This is a genomic window from Bacillus cereus group sp. MYBK5-2 (assembly GCF_051915685.1).
GTDB classification, from domain to species: domain Bacteria; phylum Bacillota; class Bacilli; order Bacillales; family Bacillaceae_G; genus Bacillus_A; species Bacillus_A cereus.
Window position 1 is genome coordinate 1144475 of record NZ_JBQAFE010000001.1, and the last position, 21803, is coordinate 1166277.

Consider the following 21803-nt stretch of genomic DNA (forward strand, 5'->3'; position numbering starts at 1 on the left):
CTTCTATCCTTTATTATTTCGCAAAACTAACGAATATACAATAGGATGTGTGTATGAATATGAATGTAGTCATTATAAATAAAGTAATACGTATAAGCAATTTTTTAAACCTTTCAAAAATGTAAGGTTTTTGTCATTTGAATCGATGGAAGGTATTTCCGCACTTTACTAATATAAAAACATAGATAGTAGAAGGGCGGAGAAGTAATATGAACATTAGAGAACTAGCATATCGGAATGTAACCCGAAATAGACGGACATACTCAGCCTATTTTTTGAGTAGTGCATTTGCAATTATGGCCTTTTTTGTGTATTCATTTTTTGCGTTTCATCCGGCATTAAGTGCAGGAGAATTAGGTCAGTACGTATTCGTAAGTATGTCTTTTGCACAGTCTATTATTTACTTATTTACATTCTTCTTTATTTTATATTCGATGGGAATGTTTTTAAAAACGAGAAAGCGTGAACTAGGAATTTTAATGATGCTAGGTATGACGAAATATCAATTAAAGCGTCTGATCTTTTTTGAAAATATTATGATTGGAATAGGGGCAATTATTTTTGGTATTCTTTCAGGTATGTTATTTTCAGGGGTATTACTATTTGTCGCTCCGATGATATTGAAACTAGATATCTCCTTATCCTATTACATACCGATGAAAGCAATTGTTGTAACGGGTATTATGTTTTTTATTTTATTTATGATCATATCATTGTTTAGTGCAGGAATGATTCGTAAAAATAAGATTATGAAGTTGTTTAGAGGATCAGCAGAGGCGAAACCGGAACCGAAAGCATCAATCATTTCTTCAATATTAGCAGTAGTATTGCTTAGTGCTGGCTATGTAGGAGCTCTTCTATCACATGGAGCAATGGTATTTATTATGATGATTCCTGTTACAACGGTAGTTATTATCGGGACGTATTTGTTGTACAAGCAGCTGAGTGTCTTTATTATTCGATTATGTAAAAAAAGTAAACGTTTCTATTGGACACAGACTAATATTATTACGTTATCAGATTTAGCGTATCGTATGAGAGATAACGCAAGAATGTTCTTTATTGTAACCATTATTTCTACTGTAGCATTTTCCGCAATAGGGACATTAGTAGGCTTCGCATCCATGACGAAAGGTATAATGGAGAGACCAATTGCGTTTCATTACCATTCTAAGCAAGGGAATAGTAACGAATCACAACATATACAAATGATTGACAAAGGATTAAAGAAACATAATATAGCAGCTTCAAAAACTAATATTTCGACAAAGAAAACGGAGGAACAGTCGTTAAGAAGCGCCACTTTTATAAAAGAATCAGACTATAAGGAATATGCAAAGTTAACGGGAGAACCATTTAATACTGTAGCAAATAAAGAGGTTGTATTTTTGTCAGCTGATATACCAGGGCCAGCGATGAAAGAAAGAAAAGAAATTACTTTACCTAATATGAATGAAAGTTTAAAGGTGAAAAAAGTTACTTCATCTTCATTGGGGAAAATATTAAGAGGAAATGTTTATGTAATCTCTAATGATCAATATGATTCATTACAAGATGGATTTATAGAGACAAAAGATTATATGTATAAAACTGAAAGAACGAAAGATGAGATTGAAATTGGTAAAGAGCTTACGCATCAAATTAAACCGTATCAAGAATATTCAACGTTTAGTGCGGAAGAGTACGAGCAAAACCAAAGTTTACAAATTGCAGGACCGATTTTATTTGTAGGTTTCTTTATTGGTATAGTATTTTTCGTTTGCGCAGGAAGTTTCCTTTACTTCCGTTTATTCTCCGATTTGGAGGATGATGTTCGCTTGTTCGAAATGATTCGAAAAGTTGGATTGACAAGCAGGGAATTATCGAAGGTAGTTACAATTCGATTGGCGCTTTTATTCTTCGTTCCAATTGGTGTTGCAACATTACATGGGGCAGTAGCCTTAACGGCGTTAGGGCAAATGTTTGAGTACTCATTGTTTAAAGAAAATACAGTTGTATTAAGTATTTTCATAGGTATTCAAGTTGTATACTTCTTACTTATAAGATCCCGTTATGTAAAACAATTGAAAGAGAGATTACGTATGCATTAAATGTGTTTTTTTAACTCGAGTACAAAATTTTCTAAAAAGAGGCAAGTATTGCCAAAAAGTGATAAAATGGAAAAAGCGAGGTGAAAAAATTAATAGAGAGAAAGGGGGGAGAAATATGAAAGCAACAGGAGTTATTCGAAAAGTAGACGAATTAGGACGAATTGTTATCCCTAAAGAATTACGCGATGTATTGGGAATACAAATCAAATCACCGCTTGAAATTTTTGTAGAAGCAGATAAAATCATTTTACAAAAATATCAACCTTACAATGCTTGCCAAATCACAGGTGATGTTTCAGAACAGAACATATCATTAGCAAATGGAAATATTACTGTTGGGATAGAGGGAGCGGAATATTTAGTAAAAGAAATAGAAAAGTTTTTAAACAAGAGTGAGGTTTAGTCTTAATTTATATTATTTTTCAAATTACATATCATTCTTTTAAAAGACTGTAAGAGGACCATTAATTGGTCCTTTTATTTTGGTTATTAGTTGAATGACCCAGGCTGTTATTTCCTATAAATCATAGGGGAAATACAAAAGTAGTATAGAGTTAGTAAATGATGTTGAGAAATATTTGAAAAGAAGGAAAACAAAAAGAATAAAACGAATGTTACATTTACACGTATTCAAAAGTGGTCTGAAATGAAAATAATACATTTTCAGGAGGGATTACGATGAGTAGTACAGTGAATAAACAAAAAGGTATACAATTGATTCCATTTACCGTAAATAAGGTTGTAGAACAAGTAAATGAAATTCCACCAGGTGTACAACTGATTCACGCTCCGCAAGTATGGGGAAAGAGTGTGAAGGGGCAAGATGTAGTCGTTGCCGTATTAGATACAGGGTGTGATACTAATCATATAGATTTAAAAGATCGTATTATCGGCGGAAGAAATTTCACAAAAGATTATGAAGCTGATCCAAATGTGTATCTTGATAATAACGGACATGGTACTCATGTCGCGGGGACGATTGCAGCAACTGAAAATGGTGTCGGTGTATTAGGAGTTGCACCGCTTGCTAAAATGTTAGTATTAAAAGTTTTAGCGGGAGATGGTTCTGGAAGTTACGAGCAAATTATTGAGGCAATTCATTATGCTGTAAATTGGAGAGGGCCGAATCAAGAGAAAGTGAGAATTATTTCAATGTCACTTGGTGGTCCGCAAGATGTTCCAGAATTACATGAAGCAATTCAAAAGGCGGTAAAGCAGGATGTTCTCGTCGTATGTGCTGCTGGGAATAATGGAGATTGTAATGATAATACAGAGGAACTAGATTACCCAGGTGCTTACTCGGAAGTAATTGAAGTCGGCGCTGTCAATTTAGAACGGAAAATCACATGTTTTAGTAATTCAAATCAAGAAATTGATCTAGTAGCGCCAGGTGATGAAATATTATCTACGTATCCAGATGGGAAATATGCAGTGTTAAGTGGAACTTCCATGGCGACGCCGCATGTTGCTGGAGCGCTTGCCTTGCTCATTAAACAGTGTGAGAAAGAATACGGTCGAAAGTTATCAGAGCCGGAAATATATGCACAACTTATTAAAAGAACTGTACCTTTAGGGTATGAACGTACATCCGAAGGTAATGGATTATTAGATTTATTAAAAGAATAGCCATATTAAAAAAACATCTCATATGAATATGAGATGTTTTTTTAATATGGCTCTGTCGCATGTAATACAACTTGTAATAAACCTGGGAATCTAGCATTTAAATCTTCTTCACGAATTGAAATGAAACGTTGTGTTCCTTCAAGGCGCGTGTACATAACACCTGACTCACGTAAAACTTTGAAATGGTGAGATAAAGTTGATTTTGCAACAGGGATGTTTAAAGCACCACAAGATTGTTCATTTTTCTCTAGTAACATATTTACAATTTGTAAACGAATTTGATCGCTAAGTGCATATAAGACAGAAGAAAATTGAATTTCTTCTCGATTTGGATGATAGAGTGTACGCATATTTCACCTACTTGTATAAGTTAAGATATTTGCACTATAACATATAAAGTGGTATATTTCTATTGTTCGAATATGTTCGAACAATAGAAATATAGGGGGAGAAAAAATGAAGTATACAAAATTGCAAAAGGCAGGATTAAATATTTCAAAGTTGGGTTTAGGTACAAATGCAGTAGGGGGACATAATTTATATGCTGATGTGAATGAAGAAGAAGGAAAGCGATTAGTAGAAGAAGCTATTCAGCAAGGGATTACATTTTTTGATACAGCAGATTCATATGGTTTCGGTAGATCAGAGGAATTAGTAGGAGAAGTATTAAAGGGAAAACGTCATGAGTTTATACTAGCTACAAAAGGTGGAATTCAACCGTTGTTAAATGGAGAAACTTATATTAACAATGAACCAAGTTATTTAAGGAATGCTGTGGAAAATAGCTTAAGAAGATTACAGACTGAATATATTGATTTATATTATTTACACTTTACAAATCCTGAAACAAGTTACATAGATTCAATCGGAGAGCTTACTCATTTAAAAGAAGAAGGGAAAATTCGTTCAATTGGAATATCGAACGTAAACATAGAACAATTAAAAGAGGCGAATCAACATGGTCATATAGATGTTGTACAATCTCCATACAATATGTTAGAACGTACAGCTGAGGAAGAACTGTTGCCGTATTGTATAGAAGCGGGTATTTCATTTATTCCATATGGGCCTCTTGCTTTTGGAATATTAGGCGGAAAATATACAGAAGATTTTAAATTAAATGAAGTCGATTGGCGTCAAAATGTAAATCTATTTGAAGAAAATACATATAAGAGTAATTTTAAGAAAGTGAATAAGTTAAAAGGGCTAGCTAAAGAAAATGATATTGAAGTGTCTCATTTAGCGTTAGCATGGTTATTAAATAAAGAAGGAATTGATACTGTTATACCTGGTGGAAAGCGGGCAGAGCAGGTAAGAGAAAGTGTGAAAGCGGTAGACGTTGCATTGAATGAAAGAGTCATGAAAGAAATCCAATCTATTTTAGAAGATTAGTTAAACAGAGGGAGAGTACCCTCTGTTTATATAAGGAGAAGGTCTAAATGAACAGAGTACTAGCTGTATTTTTTATGATAATGTTTATGATCGGTACAGATACTTTCTTAATTTCACCACTGTTGCCGACATTGCAACAGGTGTATCATGTTTCAACTGAGTTGTCAGGATGGATGGTGAGTTCGTATGCTTTAGGGTATGCTGGATTTGCGCTTATTGCTGGTCCTATATCAGATGGATTAAACAGAAAAAAAGTGATGGTACTAGGTATGAGTTTTTTTGCAATAAGTACGTTTTTGTGTGGAATTACACCGAGTTTTTTATGGATGCTAACATTTAGATTTTTAGCAGGTGTAAGTGCAGCTTTTGTATCTCCACAAGTGTGGGCATCTATTCCGCTCCTTATAGAGAAGAAGCAAATTGTGAAAGCAATTGGGGTTGCAACAGCAGGGTTATCAATCTCTCAAATTTTAGGGCTGCCACTGGGAGCTTATTTAGCAACGATACATTATACAATCCCATTCTATTTCATTGGTATATTATCAGCACTACTTGTCATTCTTATTTATGTTGTATTACCAGAAATACAGTCGGTTCATATAGGTGGAAATAAAAAAGCGATTTTACAGCGTTATAAACAATTACTTACAGATTCAAAGGTTTCACTTTCTTATTTTGCATACTTTGTTTTTCAAACCGGAAATTTTGCTGCATTTTCATTTTTTGGTGTATGGCTTTCCATTCAATTTGGCTTACAAGTTCATGAAGTAGGTACAGCTATGCTCGTATTAGGGTTAGGAAATTTAACTGGTAATATTTTTGGTCCTAGAATCGTAAATAAAATTGGTTATAACCTTTCTTTCTATGGTGGAATTATATTTACAGCAGTGCTATATGTATTACTTCCACATGTAAAGAACATTGTATTGGTGGAGTTATCGTTCTTTGCTTTGTTTTTTTGGACAGGAATTTTGTTTGTATTAATGATGAGGCACTTACAAAACATATCTAGTGCAGCAAGAGGAACAGGAGCCGCGCTTGCAAATGCTTCTATGTATATTGGTCAAATGATTGGTGCGGCAATAGCAGGAATGTTATTTGCAGTATCTCACAATTTTATACTTATAGGTAGTTTTACTGCTTTACTATATATAGGAGCTTTATTTTTGTTTAGAAAAAGTGAAAAACTTACTGAAAGTAGTGAAACAGGAATTGCATCATAAAGTTTTAGTAAATCAAAAAACAATTTTTTAGGATAAGTCTAGAAGGTGCTTTTTGATTGCATAGTTGCTGTATTTTTAATAATTCGTCGTTGAGCTGTATGATTGAAAAGGATTTGTAATAAAATTATGGGGAAATAAAAAATCCCTATATAGATAGGGATTTATATATCGGCATATAGCTCCTCGGAAAAGGATATACCTAGTTTAACATATAGGAGTACTTATAATTGTGAAATAGATGTGAAAGTAATGTGAAAAGTATTGTAATAAAAAGCACTGTTTTAGCTAATGTAGCTAAAACAGTGCTTTTCTCTTTGATTGAACAGTTGCAGCATTTTCATCATGTATACCTGCATCTTTAATAATTCGTTGTTTTGCTTTATTTAATAGATGGTTTACTGCTTCACCAAAATAGTTAGCTTCGCTTTTTGTGCGGGCTTCTCGTAAACATTTATAGTTTTCTAGCAGTTCCTCTTTTTCGGAGTTTGTTAAGAAATCTTCTATTTTCTTTTTTGTCATACGAAACACCCTTTCTCCTGACAAACGACGCAATAGAAAATATTTATTTCTCATTATAACAATAATTTTAAAAGAAAGTATACACTAACGTCGCAATAATTTGTCAATTTCTTGAATCTTCTCATCAGCTTTCCCAATTTGCGTATTTTTAGCCTGTTCGCCACCAAGAGCTTGATGTAGTAAGAAAGTTTGGCCAGAAATAGCAGTTACAATGGATACTTTTATAATTTCTTTTATCGCGGTGACATCGAATAAAACGAGCCCAAGAAGTGCGGCTAGGCTACCAGTAAAAATATCAGTTAAAAATCCAAAATGAAAAAATGTTTTCAAACGGCGTGGAAGCAATAACTTACCTTGGTTATTGATTAGATGGGAAACGAAGCCGGTAATGCCACCAACGAGAACAGCGGTTAGCCATTGATACATTTCCATCGAATCCACTCCTTTTAGTGAATAAGATTCGATTATTTTATATTGATTCCTTTTAATATTTCATATAAGCATATTGAGAAAGTTTGTTTGGGTATATTTTGTATTCAATTTAATTATAACAGAAAATTTCGAAAGGTTTCAGTCTATTATATGAATCATTTTTACAATAATATGAATGCAGAAAGGGGTGCGTGATATGAAGATAGATTATCGAATAAGAAGTGTAGATGGTTATACAAAAAATATAGGGGAATTAGTAAGCATGCTGGAGCATACGAGGGCTGTAACATTAGGCGAAGTAAAAAATTTATCAGTTGAGCAATTAGATTTAATTATGCAGAGCAGCGGAAATTCAATTGGCGCCTTATTAAAGCATATAGCAGCTATTGAAAAAGTTCATCAGCTTATTTCATTTCAAAATCGTGACTTTACAAAAGAAGAATTAGAAATATGGGAAGATGCACTGTATTTAGGGGAAGCGGGTAGAGCGATCCGTGGTCATGAAATACAGTATTATGTACAACTTCTACAAAGTGTTCGAGAAGAATCTCTGAAGTATTTAAGTGAACAAAGTGATGAGTGGCTCATGTCAGAAAGAAAGTGGCCTAACGGTGTAATATATAACCAGCACTATCTTTGGTATCATGTGCTAGAAGATGAAATTAGTCACCGAGGACAAATTAGAATGCTCAAAAGAAAGTTGTTTGAAAATTACGTTAAATAATGTAGCTTTTTATAGGAGAATTCCATATAATGAGAGTAATTAAAAGAAGAACGGGGTGATGTATTATGGCGAAAATAACTTATATGAATAATAAACCAAATACAAAGGTGGATGGAAAGGGCGAGACTATATAAGTGAGCGCACGATCCTTCCGCTTAGCTTACACTAGGGAGGATATCAATTTGAATCAAAATATTTTAGAATCGTTCGGCTGGGATTCTTTTTTTGAGGAACAAGCTGTTGAGAACTTTGAAGTAGGACGAATTTTACTCGAGCATAAGCATATATATCGAATTATTTGTAATGATGGTGAGTATATGGCAGAACTGTCTGGGAAGTTTCGGCATGAAGCAGTTACGAAAGGCGATTATCCAGCAGTTGGTGATTGGGTGTATATAAAGAAAATAGAAGATGAAAAGAAAGCGATTATTCATCGTATTTTCCAGCGAAGAAGCTCTTTCTCAAGACAAGAGGCTGGAACAAGAACAGAAGAACAGATTATAGCAGCAAATGTAGATTATTTATTTTTAGTGAATGCACTTAATCATGATTTTAATATTAGAAGGATGGAACGTTATTTATTATTAGCGTATGAAAGTGGCGCTATGCCAGTTATTGTTTTAACAAAGAGTAGTATATGTAATGATATAGAACAAAAAATTGTAGAAACGGAAGCTATAGCAATTGGTGTTCCTATTTTTGTTGTTGATAGTTTAGAGCATACAGGTATTGATTCGTTGAAACAATTCGTTTCTTCAGGGAAAACAATTGCTTTAGTTGGGTCATCAGGGGTAGGAAAGTCAACTTTGTTAAATGCGCTAATAGGAATTGAGGTAGCAAAAACGGGAGATATACGTGAGGAGGATAGTAGGGGAAGGCATACGACAACGCATCGAGAGTTATTTCAATTGCCAAGTGGCGCTCTCGTAATTGATACTCCCGGTATGAGGGAATTGCAACTTTGGGAAGGAAGCGAAGCGATTCAAACAACATTCTCTGATATTGAAGAACTTGCGACAACATGCCGTTTCCGTGATTGTAAGCATGAGAATGAACCAGGGTGCGCGGTGTATAGTGCAATTGAAAACGGACTTATTACGATAGATCGTTTGAAAAGCTATAAAAAATTACAAAGAGAACTGGCGTATTTTATAAGAAAACAAGATGCAATCCTTGCCAGAGCAGAGCGTGATAAGTGGAAAAAGCTTTCTAAACAACATAAAAAAATGTAAAAACCAAAGGGTGCCCCTTTGGTTTTTTCTATTTGTAAATTTTATAATAATATTATTCATATATATAGACAAAGGGAAATTAATTGTTTAAACTTTACAAAGTATTCATCATAATAGGTTATGAAAATAATAATTAGGGATTGGGAAATATTCATAATTAACTCAATTTAACTTTTAAATTTGAAAATTAGGAGGTTCATAATGGGTAAACTATTAAATTTGTTTCGTGATATGAAAGTAGCAAAAAAGCTATTAATTTCATTCTTTGTAATTTTAATTGCGGCTGTGTCTATTATCGGAGGCATGTCTTATCAAACAGCCAAAAAGAATTTTGAATCGCAAATTAAGAGTAGTGCCAACGACAATATAAAAATACTGGATAATTTAATCAATCAAATGATTGATGCAAAATTTAATGATGTGAATAATTTTGCACGGGTGATTCAGGGGAATATGTATCAAGGAGATAATCAGGATGAATTAAGAAAAATGTTATCTCAATATATAAATTTAAATAAAGATATTGAACAAGTATATGTTGCCGGAAATGATAAAAAATTTGTACAAGAACCAAATATACAAATGGCAGCAGACTATGATCCAACAGAGCGTTCTTGGTATAAAGATGCGGTTGAAAAACAAGGTGGTATTGTTGTTACTGAGCCATATAAGGCAAAAGGAAATGGACATATTGTCGTAACAATCGCAAAACAAACAGAAGATAAAAATGGAGTTGTTGCGCTAGATTTAAGTTTAGATAATTTATTAAAAACATCAAAGTTAATTAATATTGGTAAAAAAGGATATGCCTTCATTTTAGATGGAAAGCAAAAAATAATTGCTCATCCACAAGAAAAATCAGGGGAAAAAGCGGCTGATTCTTGGGCAAAGAAAATTTATGAAGATAATCACGGTGCTTTTTCATATTCTTATGGCGGTAGTGAAAAGAATATGGTATTTGCTACAAATGTAAAAACAGGTTGGAAAATTGGTGGGACGATGTACTCAAGTGAAGTAATTGAAGCTGCTCAACCTGTATTTTATAATATGTTAATTGTTATGCTTATCTCATTAGTAGTAGGCGGGGCACTTATTTATTTTGTAACACTTTCAATTACGAAGCCTTTAAAGAGATTAGTTGTTACCTCTAAAGAAATAAGCGAAGGGGATTTAACGCAAACAATTGAAATTCATTCTAATGATGAAATCGGCCAACTTGCTAAAGGCTTTAATGAGATGACGAATTCGTTACGGACGTTAATTGGAAGAATTAACGATTCAGCTGGGCATGTTGCAGCGGCATCAGAAGAGCTAACTGCAAGTGTAAGGCAAGCGAGTGAAGCGACTGAGCAAATCACAATCGCAATGGATGAAATATCAAGTGGGGCAACGACGCAAACAACAAGCGTAGAAAATGGCGCTATGTTACTGTTTGATGTAACGGAAGGAATTCAACATGTAGCAAATAGTTCATCATCTATTAATACGGCTTCTGCACATACTCGTGAAAAAGCAGAAGATGGTGGGAAACTAGTAGGAAGAACAGTAAACCAGATGCAGTCTATTGCAGAATCGGTTTCACAATCAGATGCAGTTATACAATTACTAAATAATAAATCAAAACAAATTGGTGATATTTTAGAAGTAATTCAAAATATTGCAGATCAAACAAACCTTCTAGCTCTAAATGCGGCGATTGAAGCCGCAAGAGCCGGTGAGCATGGAAGAGGTTTCGCAATTGTTGCAGATGAAGTGCGTAAATTGGCAGAGCAGTCTAGCGTATCTTCTAGTGAAATTAGTAAATTAATATGTGAAATACAAGATGATATGGGTAAGACAGTCAAATCTATGAATCATGTAAATGAGGAAGTTCAATCTGGACTTGTTATCGCAAATGAAACGAAGCAAAACTTTGCTGAAATCTTACAATCTACAAATGAAATAGCTAATCAAATTAAGACGATGGTTGAAACGGCTAATGGAATGTCAAAAGGGGCAAATGAAGTATCTATTTCGGTAGGACAAATTGCAATGACAGCACAAAATAATGCGACAAGCACACAAAATGTTGCGGCTTCAGCTGAAGAACAGCTAGCTTCGATGGAGGAAATTGGATCTGCAGCAGGCACGTTATCTCAAATGGCTGAAGAGTTGCAAGGACTAATTGAGAGATTTAAAGTTTAATAGAGAACAGACTATCCCCTAGTAGCATTATGCCAATAGAGGGTAGTCTGTTTTATTGTGTAAAATCAAATGGAGATGTAAACTTCCTTTATGACGTTTAAAATGGTATTTTGCATAATGTTTGTCGAAAAATAGAGGTATTTGTTAGCTTTGTGTATAATTATTAACGTATAGAATACAAATAAAAGGAGAGTATTATGGGAGTGTATTGGGGGACAAAAAGACATTCTTGGCTTAGTTACGTCTCATTTTGGCTAAGTATTTCATTTTTTATTGTTTTTCTAATTGAAGTGTTTATATTAAAAACACTTTCGAATAGCTCGTTGCAAATTGTTAAATATTTTTATTTTATATTTGTACCAGTAAATATTTTTCTTAGTTTAAAGTTACTATTTAAGAAGAATGAAAAGAAAGCGTTACCTATTTTTAGTTTCATTGTCTCATTATTATTTGCAATTTTAATAATCGTATTAGTTTTAGCAGCTATAGGGAAGGTCTTTTGAGGGGAGTGGTATAAGTCACTCTCCTTTTTTATTTGTGGTAGTCTTACTATATGTAAAAGTGTGAATGCTGTGAGCTAATAAAAGCAGAGAGTAGACAATATTTGCATGGATTAAAGTCTGTCGTTATTTGAACTTGTAAGAGTGTATGGAGTAATGAGGTAATATACATAATAATGGAGATAGAATTAGTTATTTTATAAGTATGTATGAAGCAAATGAATACGGTAAGAACGTTGATATATGGTACAATAGCTATGGATAGTGATAGAGATAAAGGGTATATAAAATACTCATCGTTTTTTAGTAAGAGAGGGGTTATCTTATGCTATACGAGGATTTGGAGACATTATTTCAAACAGCTCCGAAAGAAGATAGAGGCGGATGGAAATATATAATCCAAGAACAAAATAATACATTTAAAATTGTTGATGAAATACTGAAAAATCAAATGAGTGTCGAATTATATTTTAATGAATACGATGAGGTGAAAATCACTTTATATAAAGATGGAATTCCCATTACGACTATGCAAAGAATTGCGATTTCAAAAGTTGAATTAGACGAAGATGAAGAAGGTATTCAATTTGTTTTAGAGCGCATGCCTAGTCGAATGATTCGGTTGCAGTTAAAGCCATATTTAGCATTAGAAATGGGACCGTATTGGGAAGTATGTGATGATTGTGAATGAGCATAAAAAAGCATCCAATAACATGGATGCTTTTTTATGTTTTTTGAAGTTGTTTAAACGCAATGATTGGCAGTATAACAATACTTACCCATCCGATGATAGGATATAGAATGTGAAGTAAGTCACTGTAACCGATGTAGCTAAAGCAATAACTAATTAGTAAAATGAAGAAAATAATATTGTTATTTTTCCACCCAGTAATAGATTGCATCTGTTTTGTCATTCCGAACACATTACCAACTAAAGTTGTGAAAACTTCACCGAAAATAATGAGAACGAAAAAGAAGTGAAAAGTTGCATTAAATCTTCTTATGACTTCAGCCATTGGGATGTTATATTGGTAAAATTGATCGACTGATAAGATTGCTAAATGGCTGCATAATAAAATTAAAGAAAGTCCAGCACCACCTAAAATCCCACCCCAAAAAATGGCTTTTCGATCTCTTACTTCACTGGCTAATGGGACGAGAACACTTTGGGCGAGAGAAAGATTTAAGGCGACATATGTAATAGGGCTAGTAATCCATTTCATATTCCAGTTCTCTGCAGGAATAGTGTTATTAATGGAAGGTGTACCGTGAAAAAAGGTTGTAATAGCAAGTCCGATAATAAAAATCATCATAATAGGTACGACAAGTGTATTTACTTCAAAAACACCTTGTAATCCGCGGCTACTTATAATGAGACAAGCGATAACTGTAATAAGAATACCGAGTTGTCTTGGTAAGCGAAGTTGCTCTTCAAATACTGCACCAGCCCCTGATAACATAACGCTCGTTACGCCGAATAAAACGAGTAATAATAATGTGTTTACAACATTCCCAAATACATCCCCAAATAAATATTTGTTAAATTCTTGCGCTGAAAATGCCCCGATTTGTGATGAAAGTAACATCATCTTTGTGCCAAGCCAAATAAAAAAAAATCCACTTACACATATGCCAATTGTCCCGTATAATCCATTCACTGTGAAAAATTCAACAATTTCTCGTCCAGTAGCAAATCCAGCTCCAACGACAGTTCCGATATAAGTAGCGGCTACTTTCTTTGCTACTTGCCATTGTTGATTGTCCATGTTATCCCTCTTTCTACTATGATGAGCTTGATGTACTATTATGCATATGTATGAGCTTGGACAATTAGACGTATGAAGTGTTTAAAAAAATACATGAATTTAATGATATTAGGGAAGCATTAAAGGTGTTAAAACTTTGTTACATATAAGCCAATTGTTCGAAAGGAAAGGGAATGTATGGTAAAATGTAATTAGGTTATTAAAAGATAAACATTACAAAATGATAAGAGGAGTGATTGTATGAGTACGAAAACAAATGTTGTTGAAGTATTAAACAAGCAGGTAGCAAACTGGAATGTGTTATATGTGAAACTACATAATTATCACTGGTATGTGACAGGGCCACACTTCTTTACATTACATGAGAAATTTGAAGAGTTTTATAATGAGGCTGGAACGTATATTGATGAGTTAGCAGAACGTATTTTAGCTTTAGAAGGTAAACCATTAGCGACAATGAAAGAATATCTCGCAACATCTAGTGTCAGTGAAGGGACAAGCAAAGAATCTGCAGAAGAAATGGTGCAAACATTAGTGAATGATTATTCTGCACTTATTCAAGAATTAAAAGAAGGTATGGAAGTTGCAGGTGAAGCTGGCGATGAAACATCAGCTGACATGCTGTTAGCAATTCATACAACATTAGAACAGCATGTATGGATGCTAAGTGCATTCTTAAAATAACGATAAATATAATAGAAACCCATTGAAAAATTATTTCAATGGGTTTTTTTATGATTTTTCAGTTTTCTTTTATGCTATAATATAGTAAAAAGGAGGCGATGCGATGTTTCGCTTTTTCAGAACTGGAAAAGAAGAGCGGGAAATTACGAAAGATGAATTAGAACAAGCGATGGCTCAGTTTTTAGAAACGAATGCTAATATCGTTTATACAGTATTAGTAAATGAAGATTATACAGTAAATTATGATTTGTTAAAACCGTATTTACCTGCATTTCCAACAAATGATTTTCTCATAACGAAGGAAACGCTTGAGGTATTTGAACATACAGCAGAAAATTTAAGCCTAGTGAAAGAAATTGATGTCGTACAAAAAGCAGTAGACCAATACGTAACAGAAAAAGAAATGTTCCCAATTGTTGAAGGTAGCGAAGATCGCCTCATATGCGGAATGAAGCTAGGACCTTACTTAAATCGTAGCTTAAAAAGAGACTTATATATTTCAGAAAAACATTATTTAGTTTCAAGTAAACCAGATAGAAAAAAACAAAAGAGCGGGTAGATGTAATGAAAACAACAATACATATATTGTTGTCTTTTTTTGTTTGTTAAAATATTGATTTTTCAGTCTATTATTATTTATACTAAATGTATTGGACAGGGAAGAGTAACTATTAAGCATCATTTTGAGAATAAGGTATTGTTAGCGTGGGTTATACAAAGTGGTATAAAGATTCGCAAAAAATATTATAAAAGGTTTCGGGGGAATTGGTACATGAAAAATAGCATGACTTACATTCAATTATTAAATGAAACGTTACGTTGTTATGCAAATAAAGGAAGTTTTGAAGCGTACAATTATATAATGGAAAACGCTACAGGTGTAATAGGGAATGAGGCGCAAATATATAATTTTAAGTATGCACTCGCAAGTGCATCGGGACTTGAAAAAGAAGCATTACATTTAATGAGAGAGGCCATTATAGAAAAGGGATTCTGGTATGGAAATGAGTATTTAATTTCCGACGAAGATTTAAAATCACTACATAAATTTGAAGAATTTCATACAATGGTGCAATTATGTAAAGAAAGAGAAGAATTAGCACATAAAAAGGAAAGACCAGATGTGAAATATATATACAGCAAGAAAGAGGGAAATCTACTACTTACATTGCACGGTGACCAAGAAAATATACAAATAGTAGAACCATATTGGAAATCTGTGTTGACACAAGATTATATGTTAGCTTTACCACAGTCTTCACAAATTGAGTTTTCAGATGGATTTGTTTGGGATGATATAGAGAGAGGGAAAGAGGAATTAAAAGAGCATTACAATAAGTTTATAGAAAATCATACAGTAGAAAGTGTAATCATTGGTGGTTTTTCTGCAGGGGCGAGAGTAGCTTTATATACGATTTTACAACAAGATATAAATGTAGATGGTTTTGTTTTTATGGCACCATGGCTTCCCGAGATTGAAGAATGGGATGAGTTGTTAAGAGTGCTGCAGGATAAACATATAAAAGGATATATAGTATGCGGGGATCAAGATGAAGATTGTTTCGAATCCACGCAGCAATTTGTACAACTATTAAGAGAGAAGAATATAGAACATAAGTATAAAGTTGTGCCTGACTTAGATCATGATTATCCTATTAACTTTGAAGAGCTATTAAAAGAAGCTATTGAATATATAGGAAATGAAAACAATAAGTAGTAAGAAAAAGAGATGCATCACATGTGATGCATCTCTTTTTAGAATTATAAATTAAAAGCATTTGCTAATAAGCGATAAGACTTTAATTTATGTTCAAATTGATGAGTAATCGTGACAATCATAAATTCGTCAGTATTGTATGCTTTGCTTAAGTTTATTATTTTTTCTTTTACAGAAGACGGATCACCAACAATCATACGTTGACGATTTTCTTTTATACGGAATAAATCATAAGCGCTGTATGAATAATTTTGAGCAGTTTCAATAGAAGGTGTACCAGTAGTTCGTTTTCCTTGCTCTAATAATAAGATTGATAAATCTAAACTAGAAGCAATTTTTTCCGCTTCTTCATTTGTTTCTCCGCATATAACAAAGATGGCAACGATTGAATTAGGCTTATCTCCTAAAAATGAAGGCTGATATTGTTCTTGGTAAGCCCTCATAACTTCAGGGCCTCCGAAGCCGTTAATAAATTGTGCAAATGCGAAAGAAGCTCCGTTGTTTGCAGCAATTTTAGCGCTCTCTCCGCTAGAACCGAGCATCCACATTTCAGGAGACGTTGGGATAACTGGAGTGGCTTTTAAGTTTGCATAGTGATGGTTTTCTGGTACTTGATCATGTAAGTACATTGCAACGTCTGCAATTTGTTCTGGATATTGATCAAGTGAGACCATTTTCCCTTCTTGAAGTGCGCGAGTTGCTATTGGCATACCACCAGGAGCTCTACCAACACCGAGATCGATGCGGTTCGGATACAATGCTTCTAGAACACGGAAATTCTCAGCAACTTTATATGGGCTATAATGCGGTAACATAACACCACCTGAACCGACTCTAATACGGTCCGTTTTTGCGGCAATATGAGAAATAAGTATTTCTGGACTTGAACCAGCTAAGCTTACGGAATTATGATGTTCGGATACCCAAAAACGTGTGAATCCGAGTTTTTCAACTTCTTGTGCAAGCGTAACTGTATGTGAAAAAGCTTGGGCTGCTGTGCTACCATCTGAAATAGGTGATTGGTCTAATACACTTAACTTGATCATAGAATATACCTCTCAATCTTAATGTACATCCTATTATATATTTACTTATGAAAAATGCGTAGTGAAATGCTCAAAATGAAAAGCGGATAATCTTATTTCCGCTTTTAACGAGAAAATCCGCGTTCATAATGATTCATTTCGACTAGATTTAAAATATATTCATAGTTGTCAATTTCACGTTTTAGTTGTTCACGTTCTTTTTCAGATAGTGTCATATTGCTAAGTTTTTTACATAAGTTTTGTTTCTTTAATTCTAAATGTTTTTTTGTAGCATCATAGTCATAGGTATGTTTCATTTTTAACCACTCCTTCTTTGTAGTTGCTATATTATACGAAGTATAAAGAAAAGTGAGATCTGTCTCTTATGTACTTTTAGTGAATATTCAAATTGCAATGGTGTTATGTTTATGGGGATTTATGAATAAAATGCACTAAACCACTAACGTCCATTTGATGAAGTAAGGGGTGGAATTGTGCAGAAAGATATAATGTATAACACTGAAATGGATGAAGCGTTAAAAGTTATAGATAAAGGATTGAATAAGACGACAAGCCCAAAACAAATTATTGTAGTGGGAGCTGGTATGGCTGGGTTAGTTTCAGCCTCTTTATTAAAGGCTGCAGGACATGATGTGAAAATTTTTGAAGCAAATAACCGGGTAGGTGGCCGTATAGAAACGGTTAGAATGGAAGATACCGGATTATATTTAGATGTTGGAGCAATGAGGATTCCATATTCGCATACATTAACGATGACATATATAAGAAAATTTGGGCTACAGGTGAGACCTTTTATTAATAGGAATGAGACGGATATTATATACGTAAATGGACGGAAAACGACGTTAAAACAATATGAAAAAGATCCAAGTATTCTAAGATATCCTGTGGAAATGAATGAAGTTGGAAAAACGTCAGAGGAATTATTATTGTTAGCGGTACAGCCCATTATAAATTTTATAAAAAAGAACCCAGAAAAAAATTGGGACGTTGTAGTAAAGGATTTTGGAAGATACTCTACTGGGCAATTTTTAAAGTATCATCCTTATCAGTATAATACTTACTTTTCGCCAGTAACAATTGAGATGATTGGTGTTCTATTAGATTTAGAAGGTTTTTTGGAACGATCGTTTGTAGAGACTTTACGCTTTCTATACATTATGCAAGAGGAGAGCGGATTTTGTGAAATTGTGGGCGGGAACGATAGATTGCCAAAGTCATTTTTACCGCAATTAGAAGAGAATATTATATATAATCAAAAATTAATGAAGCTACATCAACACGATAATGGTGTGACAGCTGTCTATCGGAACGAGGAAACTTTTGAATATAGTAGTATTACAGGAGATTTAGTTATTGTTACCATTCCGTTTTCGACAATGCGTTTTGTAGAAGTAGATCCGTTTGATTCTATATCTCATGAAAAATGGAAAGCAATTCGTGAATTACATTATATGCCTGCGACGAAAATAGGAATTCAATTTAAAAGCCGATTTTGGGAAGAACAAGGACAATTAGGCGGCAGAATTATAACAGATTTGCCAATTCGTTATGCCTATTATCCAAGTTATGGAATTGGGCAGAAAGGGCCGGCTATGATGTTAGGTAGCTATACATGGTCTTATGACGCGTTGTTATGGGATGGTTTATCAAAAGGTGATCGTATTTATTACGCATTACACAACTTAGCAACAATATTAGGTGGTCAAGTGTATGATGAGTTCATATCTGGAATATCAAAAAGCTGGACATTGGATCCGTATGCGCTTGGAGGATTTGCACTTTTTCAAGCAGGTCAAGAATCTGAGTTGCAACCAGCGATTGTCAAACCAGAGGGGAGAATATTCTTTGCTGGAGATCATACAACGCTATATCACGGATGGATTCAAGGTGCGATTGAATCTGGAATTCGTGTAGCGGTGGAAGTGAATAAGTAAAAGGTTTTCAATTCAGAAAATTCTTTACTATATAACTTGAGATGGATATTATTATATATAAAAGAAATATAGGGAGTGTTTACAGTGAATCCGTTATTATTCGATTTTCCTTCTGAATTTTATACTGACAGGCTTTTTATTCGAATGCCGAAACCAGGAGATGGTAAAGTTGTATATGATGCAATTCAGGCTTCAATAGAACAACTAAAACCTTGGATGGTGTTTGCACAAAAAGAGCAAACAGAGCAAGAAGTAGAAGAAAGTATTAGAAAATCACATATTCAATTTTTGCAACGTGAGGATTTAAGATTACTAGTATTTTCGAAAGAAACAGGTGAATTTATTGCTTCAGCCGGATTGCATCGTATTAATTGGGATATACCTCAATTTGAAATCGGATATTGGATTGATACAAGGTTTAGCGGAAAAGGCTATATGGTAGAGGCTGCGAAAGGTATAACGGATTACGCTTTTTCTGAATTGAAAGCAAACCGTGTAGAAATTCGTTGTGATTCTTTAAATAAGAAGAGTAGAGCGATACCTGAGAAATTAGGTTTTAAGTTAGAAGGTACGTTAGAAAGTGCGAGTGTTGCGGTAGATGGAAACGGATTAAGGGATATGTGTGTATTTGCCATGACTAGAAATACATATGAAAAAGAAGAGCTGTAAGAAAATAGCTCTTCTTTTTATGCATTATGGTACAGGATGTCCATTAGAGCTTTCGAAAATTGTAAACCATTGTTGACGGTCTAAGTTAACTTTTGTAGCAAGAGCGGCAGTTTTTACGCGATCTAATTTACCAGAGCCAACGATTGGCATCATATTAGCTGGATGAGCAAGTAACCAAGCATACATAACCGTATCGATATTAGAAACACCTAGCTCAGTAGCAACTTTTTGCACAGTTTCGCGTACACGTACAGCACGTTCTGATTGACCAGTAAAGATCTCACCACCAGCAAGAGGTGACCAAATCATTGGATTGATTCGTTTTTCTTGGCATAAGTCAATTGTTCCTTTTTCAAAATGCTCAAGCTGCAATGCAGAAACTTCAATTTGGTTCGTAATAAGTGGAAAATCTAAGTACGAATTTAACATATTAAATTGTGAAGGTAAGAAGTTAGATACACCGAAGTGACGAACTTTTCCTTCTTGTTTTAATTGTGAAAAGGCTTTTGCCACTTCATTTGGATCCATAAAAGGATCGGGACGATGAATAAGTAATACGTCAATATAATCTGTATGTAAATTTTTAAGTGATGCTTCTACACTTTGCATAATATGCTCTGTACTAGTATTGTAGTGAGCAACATATCGTTCTGGAAATTTCGGTGATGGGGGAGCGATTCCACACTTTGTAATAATTTGCATGTTTTCTCGTAAGGAAGGCTTTAATTGTAAAGCTTCGCCAAATAACCCTTCACACGTATATGCGCCGTAAATATCAGCGTGATCAAAAGTAGTAATTCCCATATCCATACAATCTTCAATGAAAGAAAGTAATTCTTGTTTTGTCATATTCCATTCTGCTAAACGCCAAAATCCTTGAATAATACGAGAAAATTCTAGTGTTTCAGCCATTTGAACTCGCTCCATTATAAGTACCCCCTTGATGAATAATAATGTTTTGAAAAGGCTTTCTTACTACGTATTATTATATAGTTAATTAGGTGTACAGACAATAAATATGTTTTGCTACAAAAACGATTTTCTCTATATGTTATAATGTAGAAACATATAGCTATAAGGAGATGTACGAAATGATTCCAGTAACAATATTAACTGGTTTTCTTGGATCGGGGAAAACGACATTATTAAATCGTATTTTATCAGAAAATCACGGTAAGAAATTAGCGGTGATTGTAAATGAAATAGGGCAAATTGGCATTGATAATCAGTTGATTATGAATGTGGAAGAAGAAATTATGGAAATGACAAATGGCTGTTTATGCTGTACTGTACGTGAAGACTTACTTGTTGCTTTAAAACAGTTATTGGACGTAAAAGCAGAAGGGAAAATGGATTTTGATGGTTTAGTAATTGAAACGACTGGCCTTGCAAATCCAGGCCCGATTATTCAAACATTCTTTTTAGATCCAGTCATCCAATCTGCTTACCAAATTAACGGTGTTGTAACGGTGGTAGATAGTTATCATATACATAAACATTTTGAAAAAGGATTAGAAGCAAAAGAGCAAATTGCGTTTGCTGATGTTGTTTTAGTAAATAAATTAGATTTAATTGAAGAGAATGAGAAAGAAAATCTCTTGCATGAAATTCAAGGAATTAACCCGACTGCAAAGTTAATTGAGGCGACTAACTGTGAGGTAGATATACCATCTTTATTACAAATCCAAACGTTTAAAACGAAAGATACATTGCAAATTTACCCTCATAAAGAACATAACCACTTAGAAGGTGTGAAATCATTTGTATTACGTGAAGAACGTCCGCTGGATTTACAAAAGCTTAATGAGTGGATGTCAGCTGTCGTGCAAGAGCTAGGGGAATATTTATATCGTTACAAAGGAATTTTATCGATAGACGGAGTAGATAAACGTATCGTTCTCCAAGGCGTACATACGTTATTTGCTGCTTCGTACGATAGAGAGTGGCAAGAGGGCGAAGAGCGAGTAAGTGAAGTAGTTTTTATCGGAAGAGATATTAATAAAGAGTGGTTCCAAGAACATTTCGAGGAGTGTGTGAAATAAGTCTGCGTAAATTGTAGGCT

At 34.0% G+C, this 21803-nt stretch carries 23 protein-coding genes and 1 pseudogene; 17 read left to right on the forward strand and 7 right to left on the reverse strand.

The window, feature by feature from the left end; all coding sequences use genetic code 11:
• Positions 1 to 209: 209 nt before the first annotated feature.
• The 3 genes from ACTFP3_RS06105 (at position 210) to ACTFP3_RS06115 (ending at position 3716) form a co-directional block, all read left to right on the forward strand.
• Positions 210 to 2090: an FtsX-like permease family protein gene (locus tag ACTFP3_RS06105; protein WP_001025988.1), complete on the forward strand. Its 1881-nt coding sequence runs from the start codon at positions 210 to 212 to the stop codon at positions 2088 to 2090.
• Between the two features lie 115 nt (positions 2091 to 2205).
• Positions 2206 to 2493, forward strand: coding sequence for an AbrB/MazE/SpoVT family DNA-binding domain-containing protein (locus ACTFP3_RS06110; protein WP_000648324.1), 288 nt, complete (start codon positions 2206 to 2208; stop codon positions 2491 to 2493).
• A gap of 275 nt (positions 2494 to 2768) precedes the next feature.
• Positions 2769 to 3716, forward strand: a complete 948-nt coding sequence (locus ACTFP3_RS06115; protein ID WP_000099760.1) for a serine protease — start codon at positions 2769 to 2771, stop codon at positions 3714 to 3716.
• A 41-nt stretch (positions 3717 to 3757) separates the two neighbouring features.
• On the opposite strand, the gene ACTFP3_RS06120 is transcribed toward ACTFP3_RS06115, so the two are convergent.
• The gene (locus ACTFP3_RS06120) at positions 3758 to 4066 is read right to left on the reverse strand and encodes an ArsR/SmtB family transcription factor (protein ID WP_001259906.1); all 309 of its coding nucleotides are present in this window, start codon (positions 4064 to 4066) and stop codon (positions 3758 to 3760) included.
• A gap of 106 nt (positions 4067 to 4172) precedes the next feature.
• Between ACTFP3_RS06120 and ACTFP3_RS06125 the strand changes: the two genes are divergently transcribed.
• The gene (locus ACTFP3_RS06125; protein ID WP_000877965.1) at positions 4173 to 5108 is read left to right on the forward strand and encodes an aldo/keto reductase; all 936 of its coding nucleotides are present in this window, start codon (positions 4173 to 4175) and stop codon (positions 5106 to 5108) included.
• Between the two features lie 47 nt (positions 5109 to 5155).
• Positions 5156 to 6331 carry an MFS transporter gene (locus tag ACTFP3_RS06130; RefSeq protein ID WP_440009660.1) on the forward strand — a complete coding sequence of 392 codons (1176 nt, stop codon included), beginning with the start codon at positions 5156 to 5158 and terminating at the stop codon, positions 6329 to 6331.
• A 294-nt stretch (positions 6332 to 6625) separates the two neighbouring features.
• Here the strand turns inward: ACTFP3_RS06130 and ACTFP3_RS06135 are convergent, their stop codons facing one another.
• Both ACTFP3_RS06135 and ACTFP3_RS06140 read right to left on the reverse strand, forming a co-directional pair.
• Positions 6626 to 6850 carry a hypothetical protein gene (locus tag ACTFP3_RS06135; RefSeq protein WP_000162602.1) on the reverse strand — a complete coding sequence of 75 codons (225 nt, stop codon included), beginning with the start codon at positions 6848 to 6850 and terminating at the stop codon, positions 6626 to 6628.
• Positions 6851 to 6934: 84 nt separating this feature from the next.
• A complete protein-coding gene (locus ACTFP3_RS06140; protein ID WP_000426317.1) occupies positions 6935 to 7282 on the reverse strand; it encodes a DUF4257 domain-containing protein in 348 nt (115 codons plus the stop codon).
• Between the two features lie 196 nt (positions 7283 to 7478).
• Between ACTFP3_RS06140 and ACTFP3_RS06145 the strand changes: the two genes are divergently transcribed.
• The 6 genes and pseudogenes from ACTFP3_RS06145 to ACTFP3_RS06170 all read left to right on the forward strand — a co-directional run bounded on the left by ACTFP3_RS06145 (position 7479) and on the right by ACTFP3_RS06170 (position 12613).
• On the forward strand, positions 7479 to 8006 hold the full coding sequence (locus ACTFP3_RS06145; protein WP_000687338.1) for a DinB family protein: 528 nt from the start codon (positions 7479 to 7481) through the stop codon (positions 8004 to 8006).
• Positions 8007 to 8188: 182 nt separating this feature from the next.
• Complete coding sequence (gene rsgA / locus ACTFP3_RS06150; RefSeq protein ID WP_440009663.1) at positions 8189 to 9238, forward strand: ribosome small subunit-dependent GTPase A; 1050 nt, start codon at positions 8189 to 8191, stop codon at positions 9236 to 9238.
• A gap of 303 nt (positions 9239 to 9541) precedes the next feature.
• Positions 9542 to 10480 (forward strand): annotated as a pseudogene (locus tag ACTFP3_RS06155) (HAMP domain-containing protein); the annotation flags it as partial.
• 123 nt (positions 10481 to 10603) lie between these two features.
• The gene (locus ACTFP3_RS06160) at positions 10604 to 11422 is read left to right on the forward strand and encodes a methyl-accepting chemotaxis protein (protein WP_406622349.1); all 819 of its coding nucleotides are present in this window, start codon (positions 10604 to 10606) and stop codon (positions 11420 to 11422) included.
• Between the two features lie 197 nt (positions 11423 to 11619).
• The gene (locus ACTFP3_RS06165; RefSeq protein ID WP_440009666.1) at positions 11620 to 11925 is read left to right on the forward strand and encodes a hypothetical protein; all 306 of its coding nucleotides are present in this window, start codon (positions 11620 to 11622) and stop codon (positions 11923 to 11925) included.
• A 322-nt stretch (positions 11926 to 12247) separates the two neighbouring features.
• Positions 12248 to 12613, forward strand: coding sequence for a DUF3979 family protein (locus ACTFP3_RS06170; protein ID WP_000965068.1), 366 nt, complete (start codon positions 12248 to 12250; stop codon positions 12611 to 12613).
• A gap of 34 nt (positions 12614 to 12647) precedes the next feature.
• On the opposite strand, the gene ACTFP3_RS06175 is transcribed toward ACTFP3_RS06170, so the two are convergent.
• Positions 12648 to 13688 (reverse strand): YkvI family membrane protein, encoded by a 1041-nt coding sequence (locus ACTFP3_RS06175; protein ID WP_000370205.1) that lies wholly within the window; start codon positions 13686 to 13688, stop codon positions 12648 to 12650.
• Between the two features lie 240 nt (positions 13689 to 13928).
• Between ACTFP3_RS06175 and ACTFP3_RS06180 the strand changes: the two genes are divergently transcribed.
• From ACTFP3_RS06180 to ACTFP3_RS06190, 3 genes are all read left to right on the forward strand, one after another.
• Entirely contained in the window at positions 13929 to 14372 is a 444-nt protein-coding gene (locus ACTFP3_RS06180) for a Dps family protein (protein ID WP_000105199.1), read from the forward strand.
• Between the two features lie 103 nt (positions 14373 to 14475).
• Entirely contained in the window at positions 14476 to 14931 is a 456-nt protein-coding gene (locus ACTFP3_RS06185; protein ID WP_000488210.1) for a DUF3939 domain-containing protein, read from the forward strand.
• Positions 14932 to 15144: 213 nt separating this feature from the next.
• Positions 15145 to 16089 carry an alpha/beta hydrolase gene (locus ACTFP3_RS06190; RefSeq protein WP_000798313.1) on the forward strand — a complete coding sequence of 315 codons (945 nt, stop codon included), beginning with the start codon at positions 15145 to 15147 and terminating at the stop codon, positions 16087 to 16089.
• A gap of 44 nt (positions 16090 to 16133) precedes the next feature.
• Here the strand turns inward: ACTFP3_RS06190 and ACTFP3_RS06195 are convergent, their stop codons facing one another.
• Both ACTFP3_RS06195 and ACTFP3_RS06200 read right to left on the reverse strand, forming a co-directional pair.
• A complete protein-coding gene (locus ACTFP3_RS06195; RefSeq protein WP_000594045.1) occupies positions 16134 to 17135 on the reverse strand; it encodes an LLM class flavin-dependent oxidoreductase in 1002 nt (333 codons plus the stop codon).
• A gap of 104 nt (positions 17136 to 17239) precedes the next feature.
• Positions 17240 to 17431, reverse strand: a complete 192-nt coding sequence (locus tag ACTFP3_RS06200; RefSeq protein WP_000683359.1) for a DUF3896 family protein — start codon at positions 17429 to 17431, stop codon at positions 17240 to 17242.
• A gap of 177 nt (positions 17432 to 17608) precedes the next feature.
• Between ACTFP3_RS06200 and ACTFP3_RS06205 the strand changes: the two genes are divergently transcribed.
• A complete protein-coding gene (locus ACTFP3_RS06205; protein WP_326036023.1) occupies positions 17609 to 19072 on the forward strand; it encodes a flavin monoamine oxidase family protein in 1464 nt (487 codons plus the stop codon).
• Positions 19073 to 19156: 84 nt separating this feature from the next.
• Positions 19157 to 19741, forward strand: coding sequence for a GNAT family N-acetyltransferase (locus tag ACTFP3_RS06210; RefSeq protein WP_149215729.1), 585 nt, complete (start codon positions 19157 to 19159; stop codon positions 19739 to 19741).
• Between the two features lie 24 nt (positions 19742 to 19765).
• On the opposite strand, the gene ACTFP3_RS06215 is transcribed toward ACTFP3_RS06210, so the two are convergent.
• Positions 19766 to 20668, reverse strand: a complete 903-nt coding sequence (locus tag ACTFP3_RS06215) for an aldo/keto reductase (protein ID WP_000442783.1) — start codon at positions 20666 to 20668, stop codon at positions 19766 to 19768.
• Positions 20669 to 20832: 164 nt separating this feature from the next.
• Here ACTFP3_RS06215 and ACTFP3_RS06220 point away from each other — a divergent pair, with 164 nt between their 5' ends.
• Positions 20833 to 21783, forward strand: coding sequence for a CobW family GTP-binding protein (locus ACTFP3_RS06220; RefSeq protein ID WP_440009670.1), 951 nt, complete (start codon positions 20833 to 20835; stop codon positions 21781 to 21783).
• The last annotated feature ends 20 nt before the right edge of the window (positions 21784 to 21803 follow it).